23 protein-coding genes and 1 tRNA gene are annotated in these 20632 nt (G+C 74.1%); 7 read left to right on the plus strand and 17 right to left on the minus strand.

What is annotated here, in order from left to right; translation table 11 throughout:
- Nucleotides 1-6: 6 nt before the first annotated feature.
- From M8C11_RS08135 to M8C11_RS08155, 5 genes are all read right to left on the minus strand, one after another.
- Complete coding sequence (locus M8C11_RS08135; protein WP_252449102.1) at nt 7-660, minus strand: hypothetical protein; 654 nt, start codon at nt 658-660, stop codon at nt 7-9.
- Nucleotides 657-1658: a hypothetical protein gene (locus M8C11_RS08140; RefSeq protein ID WP_252449103.1), complete on the minus strand. Its 1002-nt coding sequence runs from the start codon at nt 1656-1658 to the stop codon at nt 657-659. Before M8C11_RS08140 ends, M8C11_RS08135 begins: the two co-directional genes overlap by 4 nt.
- A gap of 55 nt (nt 1659-1713) precedes the next feature.
- Entirely contained in the window at nt 1714-2490 is a 777-nt protein-coding gene (locus M8C11_RS08145; protein ID WP_121685246.1) for a class I SAM-dependent methyltransferase, read from the minus strand.
- A gap of 140 nt (nt 2491-2630) precedes the next feature.
- Complete coding sequence (locus M8C11_RS08150; RefSeq protein ID WP_252449104.1) at nt 2631-3563, minus strand: hypothetical protein; 933 nt, start codon at nt 3561-3563, stop codon at nt 2631-2633.
- Nucleotides 3560-4534, minus strand: coding sequence for an LpqB family beta-propeller domain-containing protein (locus M8C11_RS08155; protein ID WP_252449105.1), 975 nt, complete (start codon nt 4532-4534; stop codon nt 3560-3562). The genes M8C11_RS08150 and M8C11_RS08155 overlap by 4 nt, the downstream gene beginning before the upstream one ends.
- A 148-nt stretch (nt 4535-4682) precedes the next feature.
- Between M8C11_RS08155 and M8C11_RS08160 the strand changes: the two genes are divergently transcribed.
- The 5 genes from M8C11_RS08160 (at nt 4683) to M8C11_RS08180 (ending at nt 6890) form a co-directional block, all read left to right on the plus strand.
- The gene (locus M8C11_RS08160; RefSeq protein ID WP_252449106.1) at nt 4683-5276 is read left to right on the plus strand and encodes an HD domain-containing protein; all 594 of its coding nucleotides are present in this window, start codon (nt 4683-4685) and stop codon (nt 5274-5276) included.
- Between the two features lie 82 nt (nt 5277-5358).
- The gene (locus M8C11_RS08165) at nt 5359-6000 is read left to right on the plus strand and encodes a dihydrofolate reductase family protein (protein ID WP_252449107.1); all 642 of its coding nucleotides are present in this window, start codon (nt 5359-5361) and stop codon (nt 5998-6000) included.
- A gap of 31 nt (nt 6001-6031) precedes the next feature.
- On the plus strand, nt 6032-6511 hold the full coding sequence (locus M8C11_RS08170) for a DUF2975 domain-containing protein (protein ID WP_013476640.1): 480 nt from the start codon (nt 6032-6034) through the stop codon (nt 6509-6511).
- Nucleotides 6511-6729: a helix-turn-helix transcriptional regulator gene (locus tag M8C11_RS08175; RefSeq protein ID WP_013476639.1), complete on the plus strand. Its 219-nt coding sequence runs from the start codon at nt 6511-6513 to the stop codon at nt 6727-6729. The genes M8C11_RS08170 and M8C11_RS08175 overlap by 1 nt, the downstream gene beginning before the upstream one ends.
- A complete protein-coding gene (locus tag M8C11_RS08180; protein ID WP_252449108.1) occupies nt 6726-6890 on the plus strand; it encodes a hypothetical protein in 165 nt (54 codons plus the stop codon). The genes M8C11_RS08175 and M8C11_RS08180 overlap by 4 nt, the downstream gene beginning before the upstream one ends.
- A 32-nt stretch (nt 6891-6922) precedes the next feature.
- Here M8C11_RS08180 and M8C11_RS08185 read toward each other — a convergent pair whose 3' ends face one another.
- The 3 genes from M8C11_RS08185 to M8C11_RS08195 form a co-directional block, all read right to left on the minus strand.
- Nucleotides 6923-8122 carry an RtcB family protein gene (locus M8C11_RS08185; RefSeq protein WP_252449109.1) on the minus strand — a complete coding sequence of 400 codons (1200 nt, stop codon included), beginning with the start codon at nt 8120-8122 and terminating at the stop codon, nt 6923-6925.
- A gap of 30 nt (nt 8123-8152) precedes the next feature.
- A tRNA-Glu gene (locus M8C11_RS08190) sits at nt 8153-8225 on the minus strand.
- A gap of 383 nt (nt 8226-8608) precedes the next feature.
- Entirely contained in the window at nt 8609-9001 is a 393-nt protein-coding gene (locus tag M8C11_RS08195) for a hypothetical protein (RefSeq protein ID WP_120569714.1), read from the minus strand.
- Nucleotides 9002-9148: 147 nt separating this feature from the next.
- Here M8C11_RS08195 and M8C11_RS08200 point away from each other — a divergent pair, with 147 nt between their 5' ends.
- Entirely contained in the window at nt 9149-9922 is a 774-nt protein-coding gene (locus tag M8C11_RS08200) for an alpha/beta hydrolase family protein (RefSeq protein WP_252449110.1), read from the plus strand.
- 31 nt (nt 9923-9953) lie between these two features.
- Here the strand turns inward: M8C11_RS08200 and M8C11_RS08205 are convergent, their stop codons facing one another.
- From M8C11_RS08205 to M8C11_RS08215, 3 genes are read right to left on the minus strand one after another with little or no spacing between them, the layout of a single operon-like run.
- Entirely contained in the window at nt 9954-10460 is a 507-nt protein-coding gene (locus tag M8C11_RS08205) for a DinB family protein (protein ID WP_091418060.1), read from the minus strand.
- A gap of 44 nt (nt 10461-10504) precedes the next feature.
- The gene (locus M8C11_RS08210) at nt 10505-11329 is read right to left on the minus strand and encodes a M15 family metallopeptidase (protein WP_252449111.1); all 825 of its coding nucleotides are present in this window, start codon (nt 11327-11329) and stop codon (nt 10505-10507) included.
- A gap of 48 nt (nt 11330-11377) precedes the next feature.
- Nucleotides 11378-12343: an acetylxylan esterase gene (locus tag M8C11_RS08215; RefSeq protein ID WP_120569711.1), complete on the minus strand. Its 966-nt coding sequence runs from the start codon at nt 12341-12343 to the stop codon at nt 11378-11380.
- A 197-nt stretch (nt 12344-12540) separates the two neighbouring features.
- Between M8C11_RS08215 and M8C11_RS08220 the strand changes: the two genes are divergently transcribed.
- Entirely contained in the window at nt 12541-13566 is a 1026-nt protein-coding gene (locus M8C11_RS08220; RefSeq protein WP_120569710.1) for a LacI family DNA-binding transcriptional regulator, read from the plus strand.
- A gap of 15 nt (nt 13567-13581) precedes the next feature.
- Here the strand turns inward: M8C11_RS08220 and M8C11_RS08225 are convergent, their stop codons facing one another.
- The 6 genes from M8C11_RS08225 to M8C11_RS08250 all read right to left on the minus strand — a co-directional run bounded on the left by M8C11_RS08225 (nt 13582) and on the right by M8C11_RS08250 (nt 20610).
- A complete protein-coding gene (locus M8C11_RS08225; protein ID WP_252449112.1) occupies nt 13582-14862 on the minus strand; it encodes a D-alanyl-D-alanine carboxypeptidase family protein in 1281 nt (426 codons plus the stop codon).
- Nucleotides 14863-14953: 91 nt separating this feature from the next.
- Nucleotides 14954-16231 carry a D-alanyl-D-alanine carboxypeptidase family protein gene (locus tag M8C11_RS08230; protein ID WP_252449113.1) on the minus strand — a complete coding sequence of 426 codons (1278 nt, stop codon included), beginning with the start codon at nt 16229-16231 and terminating at the stop codon, nt 14954-14956.
- A 101-nt stretch (nt 16232-16332) separates the two neighbouring features.
- Nucleotides 16333-16749: a protein-tyrosine phosphatase family protein gene (locus M8C11_RS08235; RefSeq protein WP_252449114.1), complete on the minus strand. Its 417-nt coding sequence runs from the start codon at nt 16747-16749 to the stop codon at nt 16333-16335.
- A gap of 98 nt (nt 16750-16847) precedes the next feature.
- On the minus strand, nt 16848-17468 hold the full coding sequence (locus tag M8C11_RS08240) for a hypothetical protein (RefSeq protein WP_091418035.1): 621 nt from the start codon (nt 17466-17468) through the stop codon (nt 16848-16850).
- A 13-nt stretch (nt 17469-17481) separates the two neighbouring features.
- Nucleotides 17482-19266, minus strand: a complete 1785-nt coding sequence (locus M8C11_RS08245) for a DUF4012 domain-containing protein (protein ID WP_252449115.1) — start codon at nt 19264-19266, stop codon at nt 17482-17484.
- 102 nt (nt 19267-19368) lie between these two features.
- Nucleotides 19369-20610, minus strand: coding sequence for a glycosyltransferase family 4 protein (locus M8C11_RS08250; RefSeq protein WP_252449116.1), 1242 nt, complete (start codon nt 20608-20610; stop codon nt 19369-19371).
- Nucleotides 20611-20632 lie beyond the last annotated feature (22 nt).

Raw genomic sequence — 20632 nt, forward strand, 5'->3', positions numbered from 1 at the left:
AGCCAGTCAGCCCCGTGCCACCAGTCGCGCGATCTCCCGCGCCATCCGCGCGGTCTCCGCCGCGTCGCAGCGGTCCCGGCGTACCCGGTGGCTGCGCCCGTCCACCGCGCCGAGGCTCAGGTCGCACGCGCCGGGAGTGGTCCGGCCGAGCGCCACAGTCACCGCCGGCTCACCGGCGTCGACCTCCGAGGTGTGGAAACCGCCGGCGCGCAGCGCGTACGAGTCGCCGGCGGAGTGCGTCTCCACCGCCGCGGTCATCGCGGTGACCAGCCGGTCGGTGGCGGCCATCTCGTCCACCTCGCCGAGGCTGTGCACCTCGTAGACCCGCCAGGACGGGTCGGCCGGCGCGTCGTCGACCTCGATCAGCTCGTTGCGGACGGTGCCGTGCAGCACGTGGCTGAGCAGGTCCCAGCTGTGCGAGTGCATCGTGGAGGTGGTCGGGCGCACCGGCGGCGGGTCGGCCGGCCAGGCGTGCACGCAGATGCCGTCCAGGCCGTCGCGTTCCACTGGCAGGCAGGTGAAGCCGAGCGGGTGCCGGACCGCGCGCAGCGGCCGCCGCCCGTCGGCCACGTCGCCGAGCACGTCCAGCACCCAGCCGCGCAGCATCTCCGGCCGGGTGCCCCGGTCGATCTCCCGTTCGAGGTCGGCGTAACTGGTCATGAGTAGGGGTTCCTCGCCTGGACGGCCTTGCCGATGATGTCGGCGACCTCGCGGTCGCCGAAGGACCGGGGCAGCGTCAGGCCGAGGGCGGTGAACAACCGCCGTACCTGCTCGACCGACGGCTCGTCGTCGAGCTTGACCTGGGCCGCCGCCTCGATCGGCACGCGCCGGCTCTGCCGGCGGCTGTAGTCCAGCTCGATGTTGAAACGGTTGTAGTAGACCTCGCCGCGGTCGATGCGCAGCGCGGGCGTCTGCGGGTTCTCCTGGGTGATGACGACGCAGGAGGAGGAGAGGTCGTAGCGGAACGTGGTCATCTGCGCGGAGAGCCGGACGTCTATGGTGAGCAGGCCGGAGCGTTGCAGGTGCCAGCAGGCGGCCAGCACCGTCGCGTACGACTCCTTGCGGGTGCGGTCGACGGTCCACGGCTCGCCCGGCGCGTCCGGGTCGAGGCTGCGCCGGAAACGCGCGTACCGCTCGCAGACCTCCTCGTCGGTCGGGTCGATGATCTCGATCGCGACGGTGAGCGTGGCGTTGCGCCGACGGGCGTGTTCCAGGCAGTCGGGCAGCGTGACCGCGCGCAGGAAGGTGCCGGTGCCGCCCTTGAAGCTCCACTGGTCGGTGTGCCGCCGCGCCTCGGCGAGCGCCTGCCCGACCTCGCTGCCGTGCAGCACGCGCACCATGGAGACACTGTCGATGGCCTCGCGGGCCCGGTTCAGCGCGCCCTCCGGCCCGGTGATCTCCTGCATCTGCGGCACCAGGTCGGTCAGCCGGTCACGGGTGTCCGAGATGACCTGGCGGACCTCCCGCTCGGTGGTGCGCCGGCGCAGCCGGTCCCGCAGCATCGCCTGCGCGAGCAGGCCCAGGACCAGCAGGATCGCGCTGTTGACGACCTCCTGGTCGACCGCGTTGGTGAGGCCGAGCACGGACACCGTGAGCGCCAGGACGAGGCCGATGAACGCGTCGAGATTGGTCACGACCCAGGCGAGCAGGCGCGTCATGACATCCCCCGGTCGACGACGGAACCTCCATGATAGCCCGCTGTCAATGTCGCCATCACGCCCTGTTCCGCGGCGGTGGCGGTGCGCCGTGCCGGCGGGCGGCGCAGATCAGCGAACCGCCGAGCCCCGGCGCGGCACGGGCCAGCCGCCGCGAGGCCACCCACCGGCCGCCCGGCAGCCGCCAGCCGACCTCGTTGGACCGCAGTGCCACCGGCGTGAACCCGGCCCGGCGCAGCGTCCGGCGCAGCAGCGAGGCGGTGAACGGGCGGATGTGCAGCCACAGGTACGGGTGCAGCGGGTCGACCTGCCGCGGCGCCCGGCCGGCGAGGAACGCCAGCCGGTCCTGCACCGGCGCCAGGTTCGGGGTGGTGAGCACCAGCAGGCCGTCCACGGCCAGCACCCGGTGACATTCCCGCAGCAGCGTCAGCGGGTCGTAGACGTGCTCGATCAGCTCCCCGGCGAGCAGCCCGGCGAAGCTGCCGGCCCGGAACGGCAGCCCGCGGGTGGCGTCCAGCCGGACCGGCAGCGCCCGCCCGCCGGCCGCCGCGCGGGCGGTGCGCAGCGCCGTCTCGGCCATGTCCGCGAGCACCACCGGGCCGGGCAGCGCGGCCGGGTCGAGCATGCCGCGCGGCCCGCAGCCCAGTTCCAGCACCGGCCCGCGCCGGGTCACCCCCTCGGCCATCAGCCGGGCCGCGACCGCGCGGCGCACCCGGTGGTACGGGTCGTCGACGTACCCGTCGACCTCGGCGCCGTCGTGGTAGCGGTGATGGTTGGCGTGCCTGCCGTGCGCCTGCGCGCGGTGCGACGACGTCCCGGTCGGCGGCTCGGCCATCACCCCTCCACAGCGGACGCCGGCCCCTTCGGCGGCGTCCGCTCCAAGCCTCGCACCGCTTCCGCCTTCCAGGGTGTACATCCGCCCGGGGTACGCCGACGCGGCGGCCGGTCGTCCGGCCGCCGCGTCGGTGGGGTGCGTCAGACGGCCGGCGCCCAGTCGAGCCGCATGCTGTCGTCGTACTCGTCGCCCGGGATCCACCACGGCTCGCCGAAGCCGCTGGTGAAGACGATGATGTTGCCGCCGTCGGGCTCCGGGTTGCTGTCCGGGACGGACAGCGCGGCGCAGTAGCGCCCGTCCGGGGAGAACACCGGCGAGACGATGAACCGCGGTTCGTCGGTGAGCAACTTGAGCCCGGTGCCGCCGAGCCGGACCGATGCCAGCGACTGGTTGTGGCGTTCCTGGTCCAGATACCACCGGTTGGTGCTGAACACGATCCGCTGGGAGTCGGGCGTGAAGACCGCGTGATCCGCGAACTCGCCCGGTACGCGCTGGTAGACCAGTCGCGCCTTTCCGGTGGCCAGCTCCAGCACGCGCAACTGCCCACCGTCGGACCGGCTGAACCACTCCGTCACGATCATCGAGCCGTCCCGGGACCAGTTCGGACGCGCCATGTGGTGGCCCTCGACGAGGACCCGGCGGGCGCCGGTGTCCACGTTCACCGCTACCAGGCGGGAGTCGCCGATCACCATGGCCACCTCGGTGCTGTCCGGCGACCAGGTCGGCCACTCGTAGTGGAGGCCGAGCGGGTCGGTGATCAGCGTGCGGCTCTCCCCGGTGGCCCGGTCGTACAGGTCGAGAGTGGGGTCGAAGGCGGGACCGGGCTTCTGGCCGATCACGGCCAGGTAACGCCCGTCCGGCGAGGCGGCCGCGTCGGCGCCCGGGGGCAGCAGCACCTGCGGGGTGGTGCGCCCCGGGTTGATCTGCAGCACGCCGGCGCTGCCGGTGACGATCCACGGCCCGTTGACGCCCGCGGCGGCCGAGGCGGCCGGCCCGCCGGCCAGCCCGGTCGCGGTGACGGCGCCGGTGAGCGCCGCGGCGCGCAACAGCGTACGACGGTTCATCGTGGTCATGCCGCCACCTCCGTGGGGATCGCCGCGGCCCAGTCCAGCCGGGTGCTGTCGTCGTACTCGTCGCCGGGGATCCACCACTGCTCGCCGAAGCCGCTGGTGGACACGATGATGTTGCCGCCGTCGGGGTACTCGTTCTCCGGCGGGATCGACAGCGCCGCGCAGTAGCGGCCGTCCGGGGAGAACACCGGCGACAGGTAGAACCGGGGCTCGTCGGTGAGCTTCTTCAGCCCGGTGCCCCCGATCCGCACGGACGCCAGGGAGTGGTTGCTGGACTCCAGTTCGGGATACCAGCGGTCGGTGCGGAACACCACGCGTCCGGAGTCGGGCGCGAAGACCGGCGAGCCGAACAGCTCACCCTGCGCGCCGGGCGTGTAGAGCCGCCGCGCCGTGCCGGTCGCCAGTTCGAGCACACGCAGTTGCGGACCCTCCGAACGGCTGTGCCACCGCAGGACGATCATGGAGCCGTCCCGGGACCAGTCCGGGTCGGCCATGGAGTGAGCCTGGACCAGCACGCGGGTGCCGCCGGTCGCGACGTCGACTGCGATCAGCCGGTCGTTGTTCTCCCCGGTGACCAGGGCGATCTCCGAACCGTCCGGCGACCAGGTCGGCGCGCCGTAGCGGACACCGAACGGGTCGGCGAGCAGCGTGCGCTTCTGGCCGGTGATCCGGTCGTACACCGCCACGAACGGCTCCAGCGTGCCGTCGCCCGAGCGGGCCGTGTTGACCCAGGCCACGTACCGGCCGTCCGGCGACGCCTTCGCGTGGTCCCCGTTGGGCAGCAGCTCCCGCGGCGTGGTCCGGCCCGGGTCGACCTGGAGCACACCCCAGCCGACGCTGACCAGCCACGACCCGTTCACCGCGTCGGCGGTGGACACCGGTGCGGCGGACGCGGCGGAGGGCGCGGCGGCCAGCCCGGTCGCGGCGGCCAGGCCGGTCAGCGCCGCGGTGCGCAGCAGGGCACGACGATTCATTGCGGTCATTCGACAACCCCCGTGATAGACGTGGCCCCCACCCTCGCGAGTGGATCGACGCACCGGAATCGGGCGAGTGGCCGCTTCACGTTCGGCTGCTCGTCCATCACCGCCGGTGAACCGGGAGCGGCCCGGTACGCTCGCCCCGATGACCTCCGACGCGCTGCGCCGCGCCCTCACCGAACCGGGCGACCCGCCGCTGCTCCCGCTGCCCGGCGTGGTGGTCGAGCTGCTGGACGCCCTGGCCGCCCCGCCGCGCCTGGGCGCGCACCTGCGGCTGGTGCACGACGTCGCCTGGCACCTGACCGCCGCGTTCGCCGACCGGTTCGCCGCGGTGCCGTTCGACAGGCAGGCGGTGCTGTTCGGCGCCGCCGTGCACGACCTCGGCAAGGTCGAGCATCCCGCGGAGCTGACCGGCCCCGGATCGGCGCACGAGGAGGCGGGCTACCAGTTGCTGCTGCGCTTCGGCGTACCGGAGGAGCGGGCCCGCTTCGCGGTCACCCACGCCGCCTGGCACTCCCCCGGCGTGCAGCTGGAGGACCTGCTGGTCAGCCTCGCCGACAAGGTGTGGAAGGGCCGCCGCGTCACCGACCTGGAGCAGCTCGTGGTCGACCGGCTGGCCGCCATCACCGGCCGGGAGCGCTGGCAGACGTTCCTGGACCTCGACGACGTGCTCGCCGAGCTGGCCGCCGGCGCGGACCGGCGGCTGGCGTTCCAGGCCGAGCATCCGGTGTACGGCTGACGCCGCACCGACGCGGCGATGAGTCCGGCGCCGGCCGGCGGTCTTCCCTGGGTCCGTGTGCTCCGAATCTCCGGGAGGAAACATGAGCACCAGCGAAGCGCGAGGCCGGGTACGGGCGTTCGTCACCGTCTCCCTGGACGGGTACGTCACCGGCCCGGACGACCACGCGGGCCAGGGGCTCGGCGTCGGCGGCGAGCGGCTGCACCACTGGGTGATGGGCGGTCCCTGGACGTACGACTCGCCGCGCGAGCCCGGCGCCGGCATGACCGACGAGGACCGCGCGTACTTCGACGAGATGCTGGCGGGCACCGGTGCCGCGCTGTGCGGCCGGGGCATGTACGACAGCGCCGGCGCGTGGGGCGGCCGGAACCCGTTCCAGGCGCCCCTCGTCGTGCTCACCCACCGCACCGCCGACCAGCCCGACCCGAGCGCCGGTTTCCTCATGGTCGACGGGTTCGACGCGGCGCTGGCGGCGGCCCTGCGTACGGCCGGTGACGGCGCGGTGGTCATCGGCGGGGGCGCCGACGTGATCCGGCAGGCGCTCGCGGCGGGCGTGGTCGACGAGCTGGGCCTGTCCACCGCGCCGGTGATCCTCGGTGCCGGGAAGCGGCTGTTCGAGGGCTTCGACCGCGACGTCGACCTGGAGATCCGTGCGGTGCACCACTCGCGGTACGCCGTCCACGTCCGATACGCCGTCGGCCGCCGCGCGAGCGATACCGATTGACTTTCGATAGTTTCCGCGCGATAGTCGATGCATGTTGACGGCGCAACGCGCGGTGACGCCACTCCGCGCATTCCTGGTCCTGCTGTTCGCGATCCTGGTGCTGTTCCAGACCATGTCGCTGCCCGGGCAGTTCGCGCACATGGCGCGCGAGAACCCGGACATGGCGTACCTGCGGTGGCCCGCCACCGCGGTGACGATCTTCTGGGTGCTGTGCGTGCAGGTGGTGATCGTCTGCACCTGGCACCTGCTCACCCTGGTCAAGAACGACCGCATCTTCACCGAGGCGTCCCTGGGCTGGGTCGACGGGATCGTCTGGGCGGTCGCCGCCGCCTGGGTGGTGCTCGTCGGCGTGTTCCTCTACGTCGGCTTCAACGCCGACGACCCGGGGCTGCCGCTGCTGCTGTTCCTGCTGGTCACCGGCGTCAGCGTGCTGGGGCTGCTGATGGTCGTCCTGCGCGCGCTGCTGCGCCAGGCCACCACGCTGCGCACCGACATGGAAGCGGTGATCTGATGCCGATCGTCGTGCGCATCGACGTCGAACTGGCCAAGCGCAAGATGAGCGTCGGCGAGTTCGCCGAGCGCGTGGGGCTCACCCCGGCGAACGTCGCCGTGCTCAAGAACGGCCGCGCCAAGGCCGTCCGGTTCAGCACCCTGGAGGCCATGTGCCGGGTGCTCGACTGCCAGCCCGGCGACCTGCTCGAATGGGTCGCCGACGAGGAGGAACGATGAGATACCTGGCCGCCACCCTAGCCCTGCTCGCCGTCGCGCTCGGCGTCGCCGGCTTCGTGTACGGGGAGGCCGACGACTCGCCCGGCCTCCAGCTCCTGTCCGCGCTGCTCGTCATCGGCGCGGTCGCCATCGGCGTACGCGTCGCCCGGCGTACCCGATAGGGCCGGCGCCCCCTCGACGCCGGCCCTGTCGCTCAGCCCTTCACGCAGACGACCTGCTTGAGGTGGGCGACCACCTCGACCAGGTCCTCCTGCTGGGCCATCACCTCGGTGATGTCCTTGTACGCGCCGGGGATCTCGTCGACCACACCGGCGTCCTTGCGGCACTCCACCCCGGCGGTCTGCGCGGCCAGATCCGCGGTGCTGTACGTCCGCTTCGCCTGCCCCCGCGACATCCGCCGCCCGGCGCCGTGCGACGCCGAGCAGTACGCGTCCAGGTTGCCCTTGCCGCGCACGATGTACGAGCCGGTGCCCATCGAGCCGGGGATGATGCCCAGGTCCCCCTTCCCGGCCCGGATGGCGCCCTTGCGGGTCACCAGCACGTCCACCCCGTCGTAGGTCTCCTCCGCCACGTAGTTGTGGTGGCAGGAGATCGGCTCGTCGTAGCCGACGTGCGGGAACGCGTCCCGGACCACCTGGCAGAGCAGCGCGAGCATGACCGCCCGGTTGCGGCGGGCGTACTCCTGCGCCCACCACAGGTCCCGCCGGTACGCCTCCATCTCCGGCGTGCCGGCGAGGAACACCGCCAGATCCCGATCCGGCAGGCCGGTGTTGTGCGGCAGGCCGCGCGCCACCGCCATGTGCCGCTCGGCCAGCTCCTTGCCGATGTTGCGGGAACCGGAGTGCAGCATCAGCCAGACCCGGCCGTCGTCCGCGCCGCCCTGCTCCAGGCAGACCTCGATGAAGTGATTGCCGCCGCCGAGCGTGCCGAGCTGCCGCTGCGCCCGCGTCTGGAGCTGGGCCACCTTCCGGTCCAGCGTCGCGAACCGCCGCCAGAAGTCGTCCCAGCCGGCCTGCTCCAGCCCCCGGACCCGGCGCGGATCGACCGCGTCGTCACGCATCGCGAAGCCGACCGGGATCGCCGCCTCGATCGCCGAACGCAGCGGCGCGAGGTCGTCGGGCAGGTCGGCGGCGGTCAGCGAGGTCCGCACCGCGGACATGCCGCAACCGATGTCCACGCCGACCGCGGCCGGCGACACGGCCTGCCGCATCGCGATCACCGAGCCGACGGTGGCGCCCTTGCCGAAGTGCACGTCCGGCATCACCGCGACACCCTGCACCCAGGGCAGCGCGCCGATGTTGCGCAGCTGCCGGGCCGCCTGCGCCTCGATCGCGTACGGGTCGGTCCAGACCCGGACCGGTGCCCGGGTACCGGCCAGCGGGGTGAAACCCATCGTCGTCTCCTTGCTCATGTCCGTCTGACGTAGGCCGTACGGGACTCGAACCCGTAGCCTCCCGGGTGAGAACCGGGTGAGCTGCCAATTGCTCCAACGGCCCTCCGGCGGCGTGACGCCGTCGGCGGATCCACCCCGGACACGGAGAACCGCCCGGCTCCGGTCTGGGGGCGGGCGGTTCGCGCGGATCGTCGCGCCGGCGCTAGACGCGCCACCACCCTGGTTGCCACTGCCGTCGCCGGCCCGTGCCCGATTCGGGCAGCAGGACACCGGCGCGCGGCGCTTGCCGCTCGGCGCGGGTGCGGTTCTGCTGCGACACGGCAGGCTCCTCTGGTGGATCAGATCGACGTTGCCCGCTCACGGTACGGCCGCCGCACTCGGGCGGCAATGCGATATTCCTTCGGGCGCGTTGGTCACCGCGAGGGCGACGACCGGCGCACCCGCACCGCGGTTCCACTGTGCCGGGCGAGCCCGGCGGCCCGGCTGTCAGCCGGCGTGCGCCACCGGGTGGCGCCGCATCTCCTCCATGAACGGATAGCGCGCGGTCAGCTCGGCCAGCGTGATGCCGACCCGCCACGCGGCGGCGACCTGCGCGACCTGGAGCAGGTCGGTGGCGTCGCCCCGGGCCTGGACGTCGCCGTCCACCCGCAGGTCGATCATGAAGTAGCGGGCCTGGGAGCCGAGGCTGACGCAGACGACGCCCCGGGCGGAGGTCATCTCGGCGCAGGTGAACCGGCTGCGCCCCTGCTCGGGCGCGGTCACCTCGCCGACGTCGAGCTGGTGCGCGGCGGCGGTCGCCACGAGCGCGGGGGCGAGACCGCCGGGCTCGACCAGGTCCGGGTAGAGGCGCACACCCAGTGCGGCCGACACGTCGCTCATGACTGACTCCCACTTCCTCGTGACAGAGACCAGCAGCGCGCAGGTTACGGGTGTGTTTCCGGCACGCACGGCCATCTTTTCCCGTGCGACCGTCCCGGGGCAATAGGAACGCCCGCATCGAACCCCTCCGAGGTAGGCTGCCGCCTCATGGCGCTCATCCGGTGTGACTTCTTCTCCGAGGCGCTCGGCATGGGCACGTCGATGACGGTGCTGCTGCCCGATCGCGGCGCGGCCGGGATCGGCGTGCCGGGCACGGCCGCCGACGGTGACCCGCCGGTGCTCTACCTGTTGCACGGCCTGACCGACGACGACACGGTGTGGACCCGGCGCACCTCGATCGAGCGGTACGTGGCGCCGCTGGGGCTGGCCGTGGTGATGCCGCAGGTGCAGCGCAGTTTCTACTGCGACGAGGCGCACGGCAACCGGTACTGGACGTTCCTCAGCGAGGAGCTGCCCGAGGTGTGCCGGTCGTTCTTCCGGCTGTCGACCCGCCGGGACGACACGTTCGTCGCGGGCCTGTCGATGGGCGGCTACGGGGCGGTGAAGTGGGCGCTGCGCCACCCGGACCGGTTCGCGGCGGCGGCCAGCCTGTCCGGGGCGCTGGACGTGACGCGCCGCCGCCACCATCCGACCCATCCGGTCGACCCCGCGGTGTGGCACACCGTCTGGGGTGACGGCCCGGTGCCCGAGGACGACGACACGGTGGGGCTGCTGGAGCGCTCCGGCGACGACCGGCCGGCGCTCTACGTCGCCTGCGGCACCGAGGACTTCCTGTACGAGGACAGCATGCGGTTCCTCGACGTGGCCCGGAAACGCGACGTGCCGGTCACCGTCGACTTCGGTCCGGGCGACCACGACTGGGCGTACTGGGACGCGCGCATCTCCGACGTGCTGGCCTGGCTGCCGCTGCGCACGCGCTGAAGGCGGTGTAGCGGGCGGTGACCGCGCCGGCTCAGACGCCGACGGTGCCGTCGATCGCCTCGCGGATCAGGTCGGCGTGCCCGTTGTGGCGGGCGTACTCGTGCAGCATGTGCAGCATGACCAGGCGCAGCGAGACGTCCTCGCCCCAGCGGGCCTGGTGACCTGTCACGTCGAGCGACTCGGCCTCCCGCTCGATGCGCCGGGCGTGCTCGATCTCGCGCCGCCACGCCTCGAACGCCTCCGCCGCGTCGGCGTCGCGGGCGTCGTACGCCTGCTGGAAGTCGCCGCTGTCCGACCACACCAGCGGCACGTCCTCGGCGGCGATGACCCGGCGGAACCAGGTGCGCTCCACCTCCGCCATGTGCCGGACCAGACCGAGCAGCGACAGCGTGGACGGCGGCGACGCCGGCCGCCGCAGCTGCTCGTCGGTCAGCCCCTCGCACTTGAGGGCCAGCGTCGCCCGGTGGAAGTCGAGGAAGGCGCGCAGCGACTCCCGCTCGCCGGCGAGCAGCGGCGGGCCGATCCGTTCGGTCTCCATGAGCGCCGAGCCTAGCCGCAATCGATCATGGTGGAACGACCGCCTCACCGCAGCGACGAACCGGCCACCGGGAAGTCGAACCAGGTGTCCGGGTACGGCTCGTCGACGTACCGGTAGTGCCACCACTCCAGCGGATAGTTCTCGAAGCCCTGCGCGGACATCAGCCGGCGCAGCAGGTCCCGGTTGCTCCGGGCGGTGTCGCTGATCCGTGCGTCGGCGGTGTGGGCGCGCGGGTCGAAGCAGTCGAACCCGGTGCCCATGTCGATCGAGTCGTCGGCGAAGCGGCGGCCGGCCGGGTCGGTGCACGGCACGAGCGGCCGGCCGGGCGTGTACGCGGGCTGCGCGGCGGCGGAGACCGGGACCAGGGTCAGGTCGACGGTGCTGCCCCGGCTGTGCGCGGTGGGGGCGCCGATGTAGCCGTCGGCGAACAGCCGGTCCTTGGGTACGGCGGGGTAGAACTCCCCCTTCATCCGCTGCTCGCCGGGGAGTTTCGCCCAGGCGACGAAGTCGTCCGCCGCGCGCTGCGGGCGATAGCAGTCGTACACCTTGAGGCTGTGCCCGCCGGCGAGCGCGGCGGTCTGCACCCGGTGCAGCGCCTGCGCGGCCGGGCGGGTGAGCAGGCAGCGCGGTTCGGCGTACCCGTCGATCGGGCGGCCGACGAAGTTGTGCGGGCCCGCGTACCGGATGTCGGTGCGGACGGTGGGGTCGACGGTGGCGAGGTCCACGAAGTCCGCCGGGGCGCGCGGGCCGGTCGGCGTGGGTGACGGCGGCGCGGACGGCGACGGGGACGGCGCGGGCCGCTGGCAGGCGGCGGCGAGCAACGCGGCCGCGACGGCCAGGACCGCCGTCGCGCGTCTGCCGGTGCCCACCCGCCGTGTCTACCAGCCCGGGCGGGCCGGCATCGGCGGAACCGGTGGTCAGCCGCCCAGCACGGTACGGAGGAAGTCGACAGCGGCGGCGTCGTCGTCGATGCCGCCCGCCTCGTGGCCGTTGAACCGCCACACCGTCAGGTCCTTGTCGCCCCGGTACTCGTGGTAGGCGGCGTAGACGGTGGACGGCGGCGTGATCTCGTCCATCAGCGCGACGGAGAACCGGGCCGGCACCGTGGCGCGGCGGGCGAACGCGACGCCGTCGACGTAGCCGAGCGTGCGCAGCGCCTGCTCCTCGCGGTCCCGGTGCACGGCGAGGTAGTCGCGGATCTCCCGGTACGGCGTGGCGTCGGTGATCGTGATCGCACGCGGGATGTCGCAGAGGAACGGCACGAGCGCCACCGCCGCGCGCACCCTCGGCGCCAGCGCGGCGGCGGCGAGCGCGGCGGCCCCGCCCTGGCTGTGACCGAGCACGGCGATCCGGTCCGGGTCGACCGCCGGCAGCTCGCACGCGGCGTCCACGGCGCGGACCGCGTCGGTGAGGAAGCGCCGGTAGTAGTACCGGTTCGGGTCCTCGATGCCCCGGGTGGCCATGCCCGGCGCCTGCGGTCCGCCCGCGGCGACGTCGGGTGTGTCGCCGCGGCTCCACCCCGAGCCCTGCCCGCGCGTGTCCATCTGGAGGTGGGCGAAGCCGGCCGCGGACCAGAGCAGGTTCTCCAGCGCGTGGCCGCGCCCGCCGCCGTACCCGACGTACTGCACGATCGTGGGCAGCGGCCCGGCGGCGCCGCGCGGCACCCGCAGCCAGGCGCGGATCGGCTGTCCGGCGAAGCCGGGGAACGTCACGTCGAAGACGTCGACCCCGGTCAGCGGCGTCGGCAGCGGGGTCGCCGACACGGGGTCGCCGCACGAGCGCGCCTGTGCCAGAGTGTCAGCCCAGAACGCGTCGAAGTCCGGAGGCTCGTGCAGGTCGCTGCGGTGGGTACGGAGTTCGGCCTCGGTCAGGTCGGTGAACACGCCTCGGATTCCTCGTCCTTCGTCGGGGGTGGACGGCGAGCCGTCGAAGATGGCGGGCGCATTTCCGGAAGGTTTCCGCAACTCGTGCGAACGCTAGGGCCGGTCCGGCCTGTCGTCAAGCCCTCGGCGTACGGCAAGATGTGCGTGGGGCGGGACGGTCTACCGGTCGGTTCCGGCAGCCGGCGAAGGGAACACGGGTGAGCGCGGACGACGAGCGCAGGGTGACCATCACCGCGATCGCACGGGAGGCCGGCGTCTCGGTCCCGACCGTGTCGCGCGTGCTCAACGGGCGTTCCGACGTCGCACCGGACACCCGGGAACGGGTCGAGGAGCTGCTGCGCCACCACGGCTACCGGCGCCGGGGCAGTCGTACGGTGCGCCGGGCGGACCTGGTCGACCTGGTCTTCAACGACCTGGACAGCCCGTGGGCGGTGGAGATCATCCGCGGCGTGGAGGACGTCAGCCACGCCGCCGGGGTGGGCACCGTCGTCTCGGCGATCCACCGCGAGTCCAGCTCCACCCGGCAGTGGCTGCACAACCTGCGCGCCCGCGCGTCCGACGGCGTGATCGTGGTGACCTCGCACCTGAGCCCGGCCGTGCAGGCCCAGCTGCGGCGCCTCAACGTGCCGGTGGTGGTGGTCGACCCGGCGGCCGGCGTGGCCGCCACGGACGTGCCGGCGATCGGCGCCACCAACTGGACCGGCGGCCTGGCCGCCACCGAGCACCTGCTCAAGCTCGGCCACCGCCGGATCGGTTTCGTGGCCGGCCCGCCGCACCTGCTGTGCAGCCGGGCCCGGCTGGACGGCTACCGGGCCGCGCTGGCCGCCGCCGGAGTCGCCGCCGACGACCGGCTGGTGCAGCCCGGCGACTTCTACCACGCGTCCGGCTTCACCGCCGGTGGCGCGCTGCTCGACCTCGACGACCCGCCGACGGCCATCTTCGCCGCCAGCGACCAGATGGCGTTCGGGGTGTACGAGGCGGTGCGCCGCCGCGGGCTGCGGGTCTGCGACGACGTGAGCGTGGTGGGCTTCGACGACCTGCCCGAGGCGCGGTGGGCGTCACCGCCGCTGACCACTGTGCGCCAGCCGCTGGTGGAGATGGGCCGGCTCGCCGCGCGCACCGTGCTGCGGCTGGCCCAGGGCGACGAGATCGACTCGCCCCGGGTCGAATTGGCCACCGAACTCGTCGTACGGGACAGCACCGCCGGGCCCGCCTGCCGCTGATCCGGGCCGCTCCTTTCAGTCCTGTTCCGGAATTTCCGGCTCCCGCAGGGCCGACCCGGTCGACATGGCGACGGCGGCGGCGTGGCGGCGACGCCGGGCCAGCAGCAGCGCTCCCCCGGCCGTCAGCACCGCGCCCACCGCCACTGTCACACCCGCGCCCGGTCGCGGCCCGGGTGCCGATCCGCCGCCGGTCAGGCCGGCGTGCCCGGCCAGGGCCGAGGCCGCCCCGCCCGCCGGAGGCGCGGACCGGTCCAGCTCCCCCGGCTCGACCAGCCGTCCCACGGAGGCGTCGCGCGGCTGCGCGAACCCCCAGTCCAGCAGCGCCGCGCCCTGCTGCCAGCCCCGCTGCGTGGTCACCTCGGCGCCCAGCAGCGTGACCACCAGGCGCCGTCCGCCGCGCTCGGCCGCCCCGACGTACGTGTGCCGGGCCAGGTCGGTGAAGCCGGTCTTGCCGCCGAGCGCGCCCGGATAGTGGTCCAGCAGCATGTTGTCGTTGGAGATGGCGAACGCCTTCGCCCGCTGCGCCGGCTGGGCCGGTATCTGCGCGGACCGGGTGGCGGCGTACCTGCGGAACGCCGGGTCGGCGAAGCACGCCCGCGCGATGAGCGCCAGGTCGTACGCGCTGGTGAACTGCCCCGGTCCGTCCAGCCCGGACGGGGTGACCGCGTGCGTCTGCCGGGCGCCGAGCCGGTGCGCCTCCTCGTTCATCGCCCGTATCCCGCCGGCCAGTCCGTCCGGGCCGCCGCCGAGCCGGGCGAGCGCGTTGGCCGCCTCGTTGCCGGAGCGCAGCAGCAGGCCGAGCCAGATCGTCTCGATCCGGTAGCGCCCGCCCTCGACCAGCCCGGCCGCCGAGCTGCCCGGTTCGACAGCCAGGTCCCCGGCGGTCACCGTGACCTCCCGGTTCGGGTCCAGCCGGGGCAGCATGGTGGCGGCAAGCAGCAGCTTCTGCACGCTCGCCGGTACGCCGTACTCGTGCGGGCCGCAGCCGCCGAGCACCGCGCCGCTGTCCAGGTCCGCGACCACCCAGGAGGTGGCGGTCACCGCCGGTGGCGCGCTCGACGCGGGCGGGACGACCAGCCCGGCGGTGTCCAGCGCCGCGCCGCCGACGGCCCGCGCGGCCGGGTCGGGCGCCGGCGGCGGCTGCGGTGGCCGGGTCGACGGGGCCGGCACGTTCGGGCAGGGCGGCGCGGCCGGCAGCCGGCGTACGGGCGCGCGGACGGCGGCCGCCGCCGGTGTCGCCGGCGCCGGCAGCAGCAGGGCGGCGGCCAGCGCCACGAAGGGTCCCCAGGTCCTCATGACCCGGACGGTAGCCACGCCGACCCGAACGGGTCACCGGCTCCGGGATTCGCGTTCCGGCGCCGGGACCGCGCGGTAGGGTGCCGCCCGCTCAGGCGCGGCGGCGTCCCCGCCTGCGGGCGCGGCCCCGGCGGGCGGCGAGCACCGCCGCCACCCCGCCCACGGTGAGCGCCAGCAGGCCGGCGACCGGCACGATCACCCGCCAGTCCCCGTCGCCGATGCGTTGCAGCGCCGTCCCGGCCGGCCCCCGCCACGGCGGGGAGGCGGTACGGGTGGGCTCGGCGGCCGCCGCCTGCCGGGGCTGCGCCGCCTCGGCGTCCCGCTCGCCCGGCTCGACCAGCCGGCCGACCGAGGCGTCCCGGGGCAGCCGGAAGCCCCAGTCGAGCAGCTGGGCGCCCTGCTGCCAGCCGCGTACCGGGCGGGCCTCGGCGCCGAGCAGCGTCACCACGAGACGGCGTCCGTCCCGCTGCGCGGCACCGACGTAGCTGTGCCGGGCCAGTTCGGTGAAGCCGGTCTTGCCGCCGAGCGCGCCGGGATAGCGGTAGATGAGCTGGTTCTCGTTCTGGATCTGGAACCCGCCCTTCTTCAGCGCGGGCTGGGCCGGGATCTGCGTGCGCTCGGTGAGCGCGTACCGGCGGAACGCGGCGTCGGCGAAGCAGGCCCGCGCGATGAGTGCCAGGTCGTACGCGCTGGTGAACTGGCCGGGTCCGTCCAGGCCGGACGGTGTGACCGCGTGCGTCTGCCCGGCGCCGAGCCGGCGGGCCTGCTCGTTCATCTCGGCGACGCCGGCCTGTGCGCTGCCGGCGCCGAGGCGGGCCAGCATGTTCGCGGCGTCGTTGCCGGACTGGAGCAGCAGGCCCAGCCACAGCGTCGCCACGCTGTAGCGGCCGCCGACGAGCAGGCCGACGGCCGAGCTGCCCGGCTCGATGTCCAGGTCGGCGCGGGTGGCGACGGCGACCTGCTCGGGGTCCAGCCGGCTCAGCATGGTGGCGGCCAGCAGCAGTTTCTGGGTGCTGGCCGGGGTGCCGGGGACGTGTGGGCCGCACGCGCCGAGGACCGCGCCGGTGTCCAGGTCCGCCACCAGCCAGGTGGTGGCGGTGACCGCCGGGGGCGCGGGGCTGCCGGGTGGCATGACCAGCCCGGTGCCGGCCAGCGCCTCGCCGCCCACCGCCGCCTGTTCGGGTGTCGTGGCCGGCGGTGTCGGGCGCGGCGGCCGGCTGACCTTCGGCGCGGGCAGGCGCGGGCAGGGCGCGGTCGCGGGCGCGGCGGGGGCGGCGGGTGTGGTGGCCGGGGCGGCGGCGGCCGGGGCGGGCGCCCCGGTGGCGAGCAGGGTGACGGCGGTGGCGGCGGCCAGGACCCGGGCTCTCATGAGAAGGCACCCTACCGACACCGATGATCAGGTCCGGACGGCTCACCGGTGTCGTGACGCCGTGCCGATCGGGCGGTCCCGTTCGGTGACCGGCGCGGGTGTCAGCGCACGCCGCGCAGCCACCACCGCTGCCACGGTGTCTCCACCGCGCGCCGGTGATAGTGGGACCGGACCCAGGCCACCGCCCGCGCGGGCGGCAGCCCGTCCAGCACGGCGAGCGCGGCCAGCGCGGTGCCGGTGCGCCCGACGCCGCCGTGACAGGCCACCTCGACCCGCTCCCCCGCGTACGCCCGCCGCCGCGCCTCCCGCAGCGCGTCCAGGGCGTCGGCGCGGTCGGACGGGATCCAGAAGTCGGGCCAGCGGACCCGCCGGGCCGGCCACTCCGGCTCGGGACCGGGCGCCAGCAGCAGCGCGAAGTCGGCGGGCGAGGCGGGCGCGGCGACCTTGCGCCCGCGTACGGTGGCGCCCCCGGGCAGCGTGAGCAGGCCGGTCCGGTCGGTCCACGGTGTCGCGTCCATGGCTCATTGTGTCGCGTCGCCCGGACACGTGAGTGCCCGCCGGACGAGGTCCGGCGGGCACTCACGATCGAGCCGGGTCGTCCCCGGCGCGCCCCGGATCAGCCGAGGCGACGGCGGCGCCAGGCCATGGACGCCAGCAGCAGCACCGCACCGGCGGCGGCGAGGCCCCCACCGAGCTTCAGCGGCGTGCCGATGCTGTCACCGGTCACCGGCAGACCGCCGTGGTGCGGCGACTTGGTCGGCCGCGGCGGCAGGACGGTGCCGGTGGCGCTCGCGATCCGCCCGGACGTCAGGCCGGTGGCGGTGAACGTGTACCGGCCCGGCCGGGTCGGCCGGTAGGTGACGGTGAAGTTGCCGTTGGCGTCGGCCGTCACGGTGAACGTGGTCGGCGCGGGCTGCGGCTGGGCGCGGTTGGGCGTGTAGGCGACCGGCGCCATCGCCACCGTGCTGCCGTCGCTGCGCCGCGCGGTCCCCTCGGCCGGGGCGGCCGCGGGCAGACCCGAGATCGCCACGTCGATCCGCACCGTCTCGTTCGGCGCGAAGTTCGAGCCCCGCAGGGTGAACGTCTCGCCGAGCCGGATGGTGGTCGGTGAGACGGTCAGCGACGCGACCTCGGGCGGGTAGACCGGGGGCTGCGGCTGCGCCGCCCCGGCCGCGGTCGGCACGGCCGCTACGGCCAGGCCCACCGTGAGCGCCATGATGATGCGGGATAGCCGCATGATGGATTCCCTCCTACTGTTCACAGCTTGGTGCGTTGACTACTTGGGTGGTCCATGGGGTGACGGTGGGCGTGTGCACCAGCTCGGCCGTCCCGGCGCCGGTCTTGCCGGTGAGCACCGTGACGTCGAGCGTCCGGGTCTGTCCCGGGCGGGCCTCGACCTTCGCGACCGCCACCTGGCGGCGGCCGTCGGTGCCGCTGCCCATCGCGGTGTCCCGTCCGTCCAGCCGGCCGGTGAGGACGGCGCCGCCGGTGGGCGTGTGCACGGAGACGAAGGTGCGTGCGGTGTACTTGTCGCCGGCCAGAGCCAGCCCGGTGACCGACTTGCTCAGGCCCGACTTCGGGGCGGTGGAGTGCACCGTGACCTTCAGCCGCAGCTCGCGGCGTCCGTCCGGGTGGCATTCGCCGACCGTCACGGTGGCCGAGAACCTGAGGTAGTAGCCGAGCTTCGCGCCGCTGCCGTCGTTGAGGAACACGCCGACGGTCGGCACGGTGTCCTTCTCCGGAAGCTGACCGGCCAGCCGGCTGCCGGCCAGTGCGCGTTGCTCCTCAGATCGGACACTCCAGAACAATATCCGACGTTCATTGATTGAACGGGTAAAAACGGTCAAAAGTGCGCGTGGGTCTACCGTCTTGGTGAACAGGGTGTCGAAGACGCCCGAGGCCGCCTTGGTGAAGTACTCGTCCTGGTCCTTCGTGTCCAGGTCCCGGTACGAGTCACTGAGGAGCGTGCGGACGGCGGTGGCGGCGGCGAGCGCCGGCCCGTCCGGCACGTTCACCGGACCCACGACGCCGAGCAGGTACGACAGGACCACCGGGTCCACCGCCAGCACCCCGTCCACAGTGGTGCCGGTCCGGCGACGCACCATGTCCCGGTAGAGCGCGGCGGCGGCCGGGAAGTCCGGGTTGAGGTTCACGTCCGCCGGATAGATGCCCGGCAGATCGCCCCAGAGCCGCTTCGCCTCCGCGTCGATCTTGAGTGGCGGGTCGAAGAACCGCAGGTCGGACGAACTGCCCTGCTTCACGAGGCGGATCCGTCCACCCTCGGCACGCAGGACGGCGTACGCGCCGAACATGCCGCCCGTGGCGCGCAGCTCGGCCGGGTTCTGCGAGACCAGCAGATAGCTGCGCGGTCCGTCCGCGCCGAGAAGTGGCGGCAGCAGCCGCGCGCCGCGATCAGCCGCGGAGGTCAGCTCGCCGAGCTGGTCCAGCTCCGCGCGCAGCGCGGTGACCGCGTCGCGTACCTGCGTCACAAGGTCGCCGGTGGGCACCTTCCGCAGCCGGTCGGCCGTCGTGCGCACCGCCTGGTCGGCGGCGGAGACCTCGGCCGAGACGGCGCGCAGGCGGGCCAGGTCCAGCTTGCCCTGCTTCGGCACCAGCGAGGCGAGGTCGACGCGCAGCAGCGTGGGGAACGCGAGCCGGGCCAGGTCGTCCACCGCCACCGAGATCTGCCGTACCGCGGCCAGGTTGTCCCCCGCGTACGGGGTCTGCTGGCCCACCCACCACACCGGATCCCCGGTCTCGCCGCGCGCGGCGGCGGCCTGCTCCTGCAACGCGGCGAGCGTGCGCTGGGCCCGGGCCACGTCGCCGTCGAGCACCTGGGCGCTGAGCTCCCGGGCCAGCCCGGCGGCGTTGACCAGGTGGGCGCGGGCCTGCCAGCCCCGGAACGCGACCCAGCCGCCGGCGCTGAGCAGCACCGATACGACGACCAGCCCGGTCAGCAGGATCCGGCGGACCCGGGCGCGCCGACGCCGGCGCGAGCGACGCCGCCGGACGGGCGTGGCACCAGGTCCGGTCACGGATTCCCCCTACTTGTCGGTCGAATCGGACACTATTCGCGATCGAGTGCTTTTTAGCACGAAAAAGTGCCTGTTCGAGGCGTTATTCGACACTCTGGTGAATTAGTTGCTGTGTGCGAGTTTTGTTCGGTTCGGCGTCCGCTCGGCCGCCTCGTGCAGCAGCGCCTCGATCCGGTCCACACCGGCCCGCATCGACATGTCCCGCAGGTACGCGTCGCGGCCCCGCCGGCCCATGTCGATCCGGGCGGCCGGCGGGATGGCGGCGGCCAGCCAGAAGCGGTCGGCCAGCGCCGCCCAGTCCTCCGGCGGGCAGGACAGACCGGCGCGGGCCCGCTCCACCACCTCCGCCGTCTCCCCCGCCGCGGAGGCGACCACCGGCGCGGCGCAGGACAGCGCGGCCTGGAGCTTGTCGGGCACCCGGCCACACAGCTCCGGCAGGTCGCGCTGGGCCACGAGCTGGTAGTCGGCGGCGGCGTAGAGCTGCGGCATGTCCACGGCGGACCGTCGTTCCAGGAACCGGACGTTGTCCGCGCCGAGGTCGGCGGCGAGCCCTCGGACCTGCCGCTCCTGCGGGCCCGATCCCACGAGCACCAGGTCCATCCGGTCGCCGAGCGCCGCCGCCGCGCGGACCGCCGTCTCCAGATCCTGGCGGGCGCCGATCGTGCCGGCGTGCATCACCACGCAGCGGTCGTCCCGGCGGACCAGCCGCCGCACCGCCGGGCCGGCCTGGGTGGGGCGGAAGATGCGCTCGTCGGTCCAGTTCGGCGCCGTGCGCACCCGGCCCGGGTCGGCCCCGCCGGCACGGACCAGATCCGCCATGGACGGCGAGCCGACCGCCACCACCGCCGCCTCCCGGTAGAGGCGACGGGTCGCGGCCTCCAGCCGCGCCGGCCGCCCGCCGTCCCGCTCGGCGCGCCCGTCCCGCCCGGTCCACACGTCCTGCACGTGCAGCACGGTGGGCGTACGGCCGAGCAGCCGCAGCAGCCCGGTGGCGGCGAACGTGACCGCCGGGTGGCCGTAGACGTAGAGCACGTCCACGTCGCGCAGCAGTCCCCGACCGGCGAGCGCGGCACTGCCGGCGAAGGACAGCCAGCTCGTGGTGCGGGCACGGGCGGAATCGTCGCCCGCGGCGTACCGGGGCACCCGGCGCACGGTCAGCCGCTCGCTGTGCGTCTGGTGCCGCCAGCGCTGCCGCCAGCCGGGATAGACGTGGCCGCCCGGGTAGTCCGGGAAACCGGTGACCACCCGTACCTCGTGGCCCCGGGCCACCAGCTCCTCGGCCAGGCTGCCCGGGACGAACGCCGGCTCCGGCGGGAAGTGGTAGGTGAGGATGCCGACCCTCATGGCCGCGCTCCCGGCGCGGCTT

This window comes from Micromonospora sp. CPM1 (genome assembly GCF_023896895.1).
GTDB lineage: Bacteria > Actinomycetota > Actinomycetes > Mycobacteriales > Micromonosporaceae > Micromonospora > Micromonospora tulbaghiae.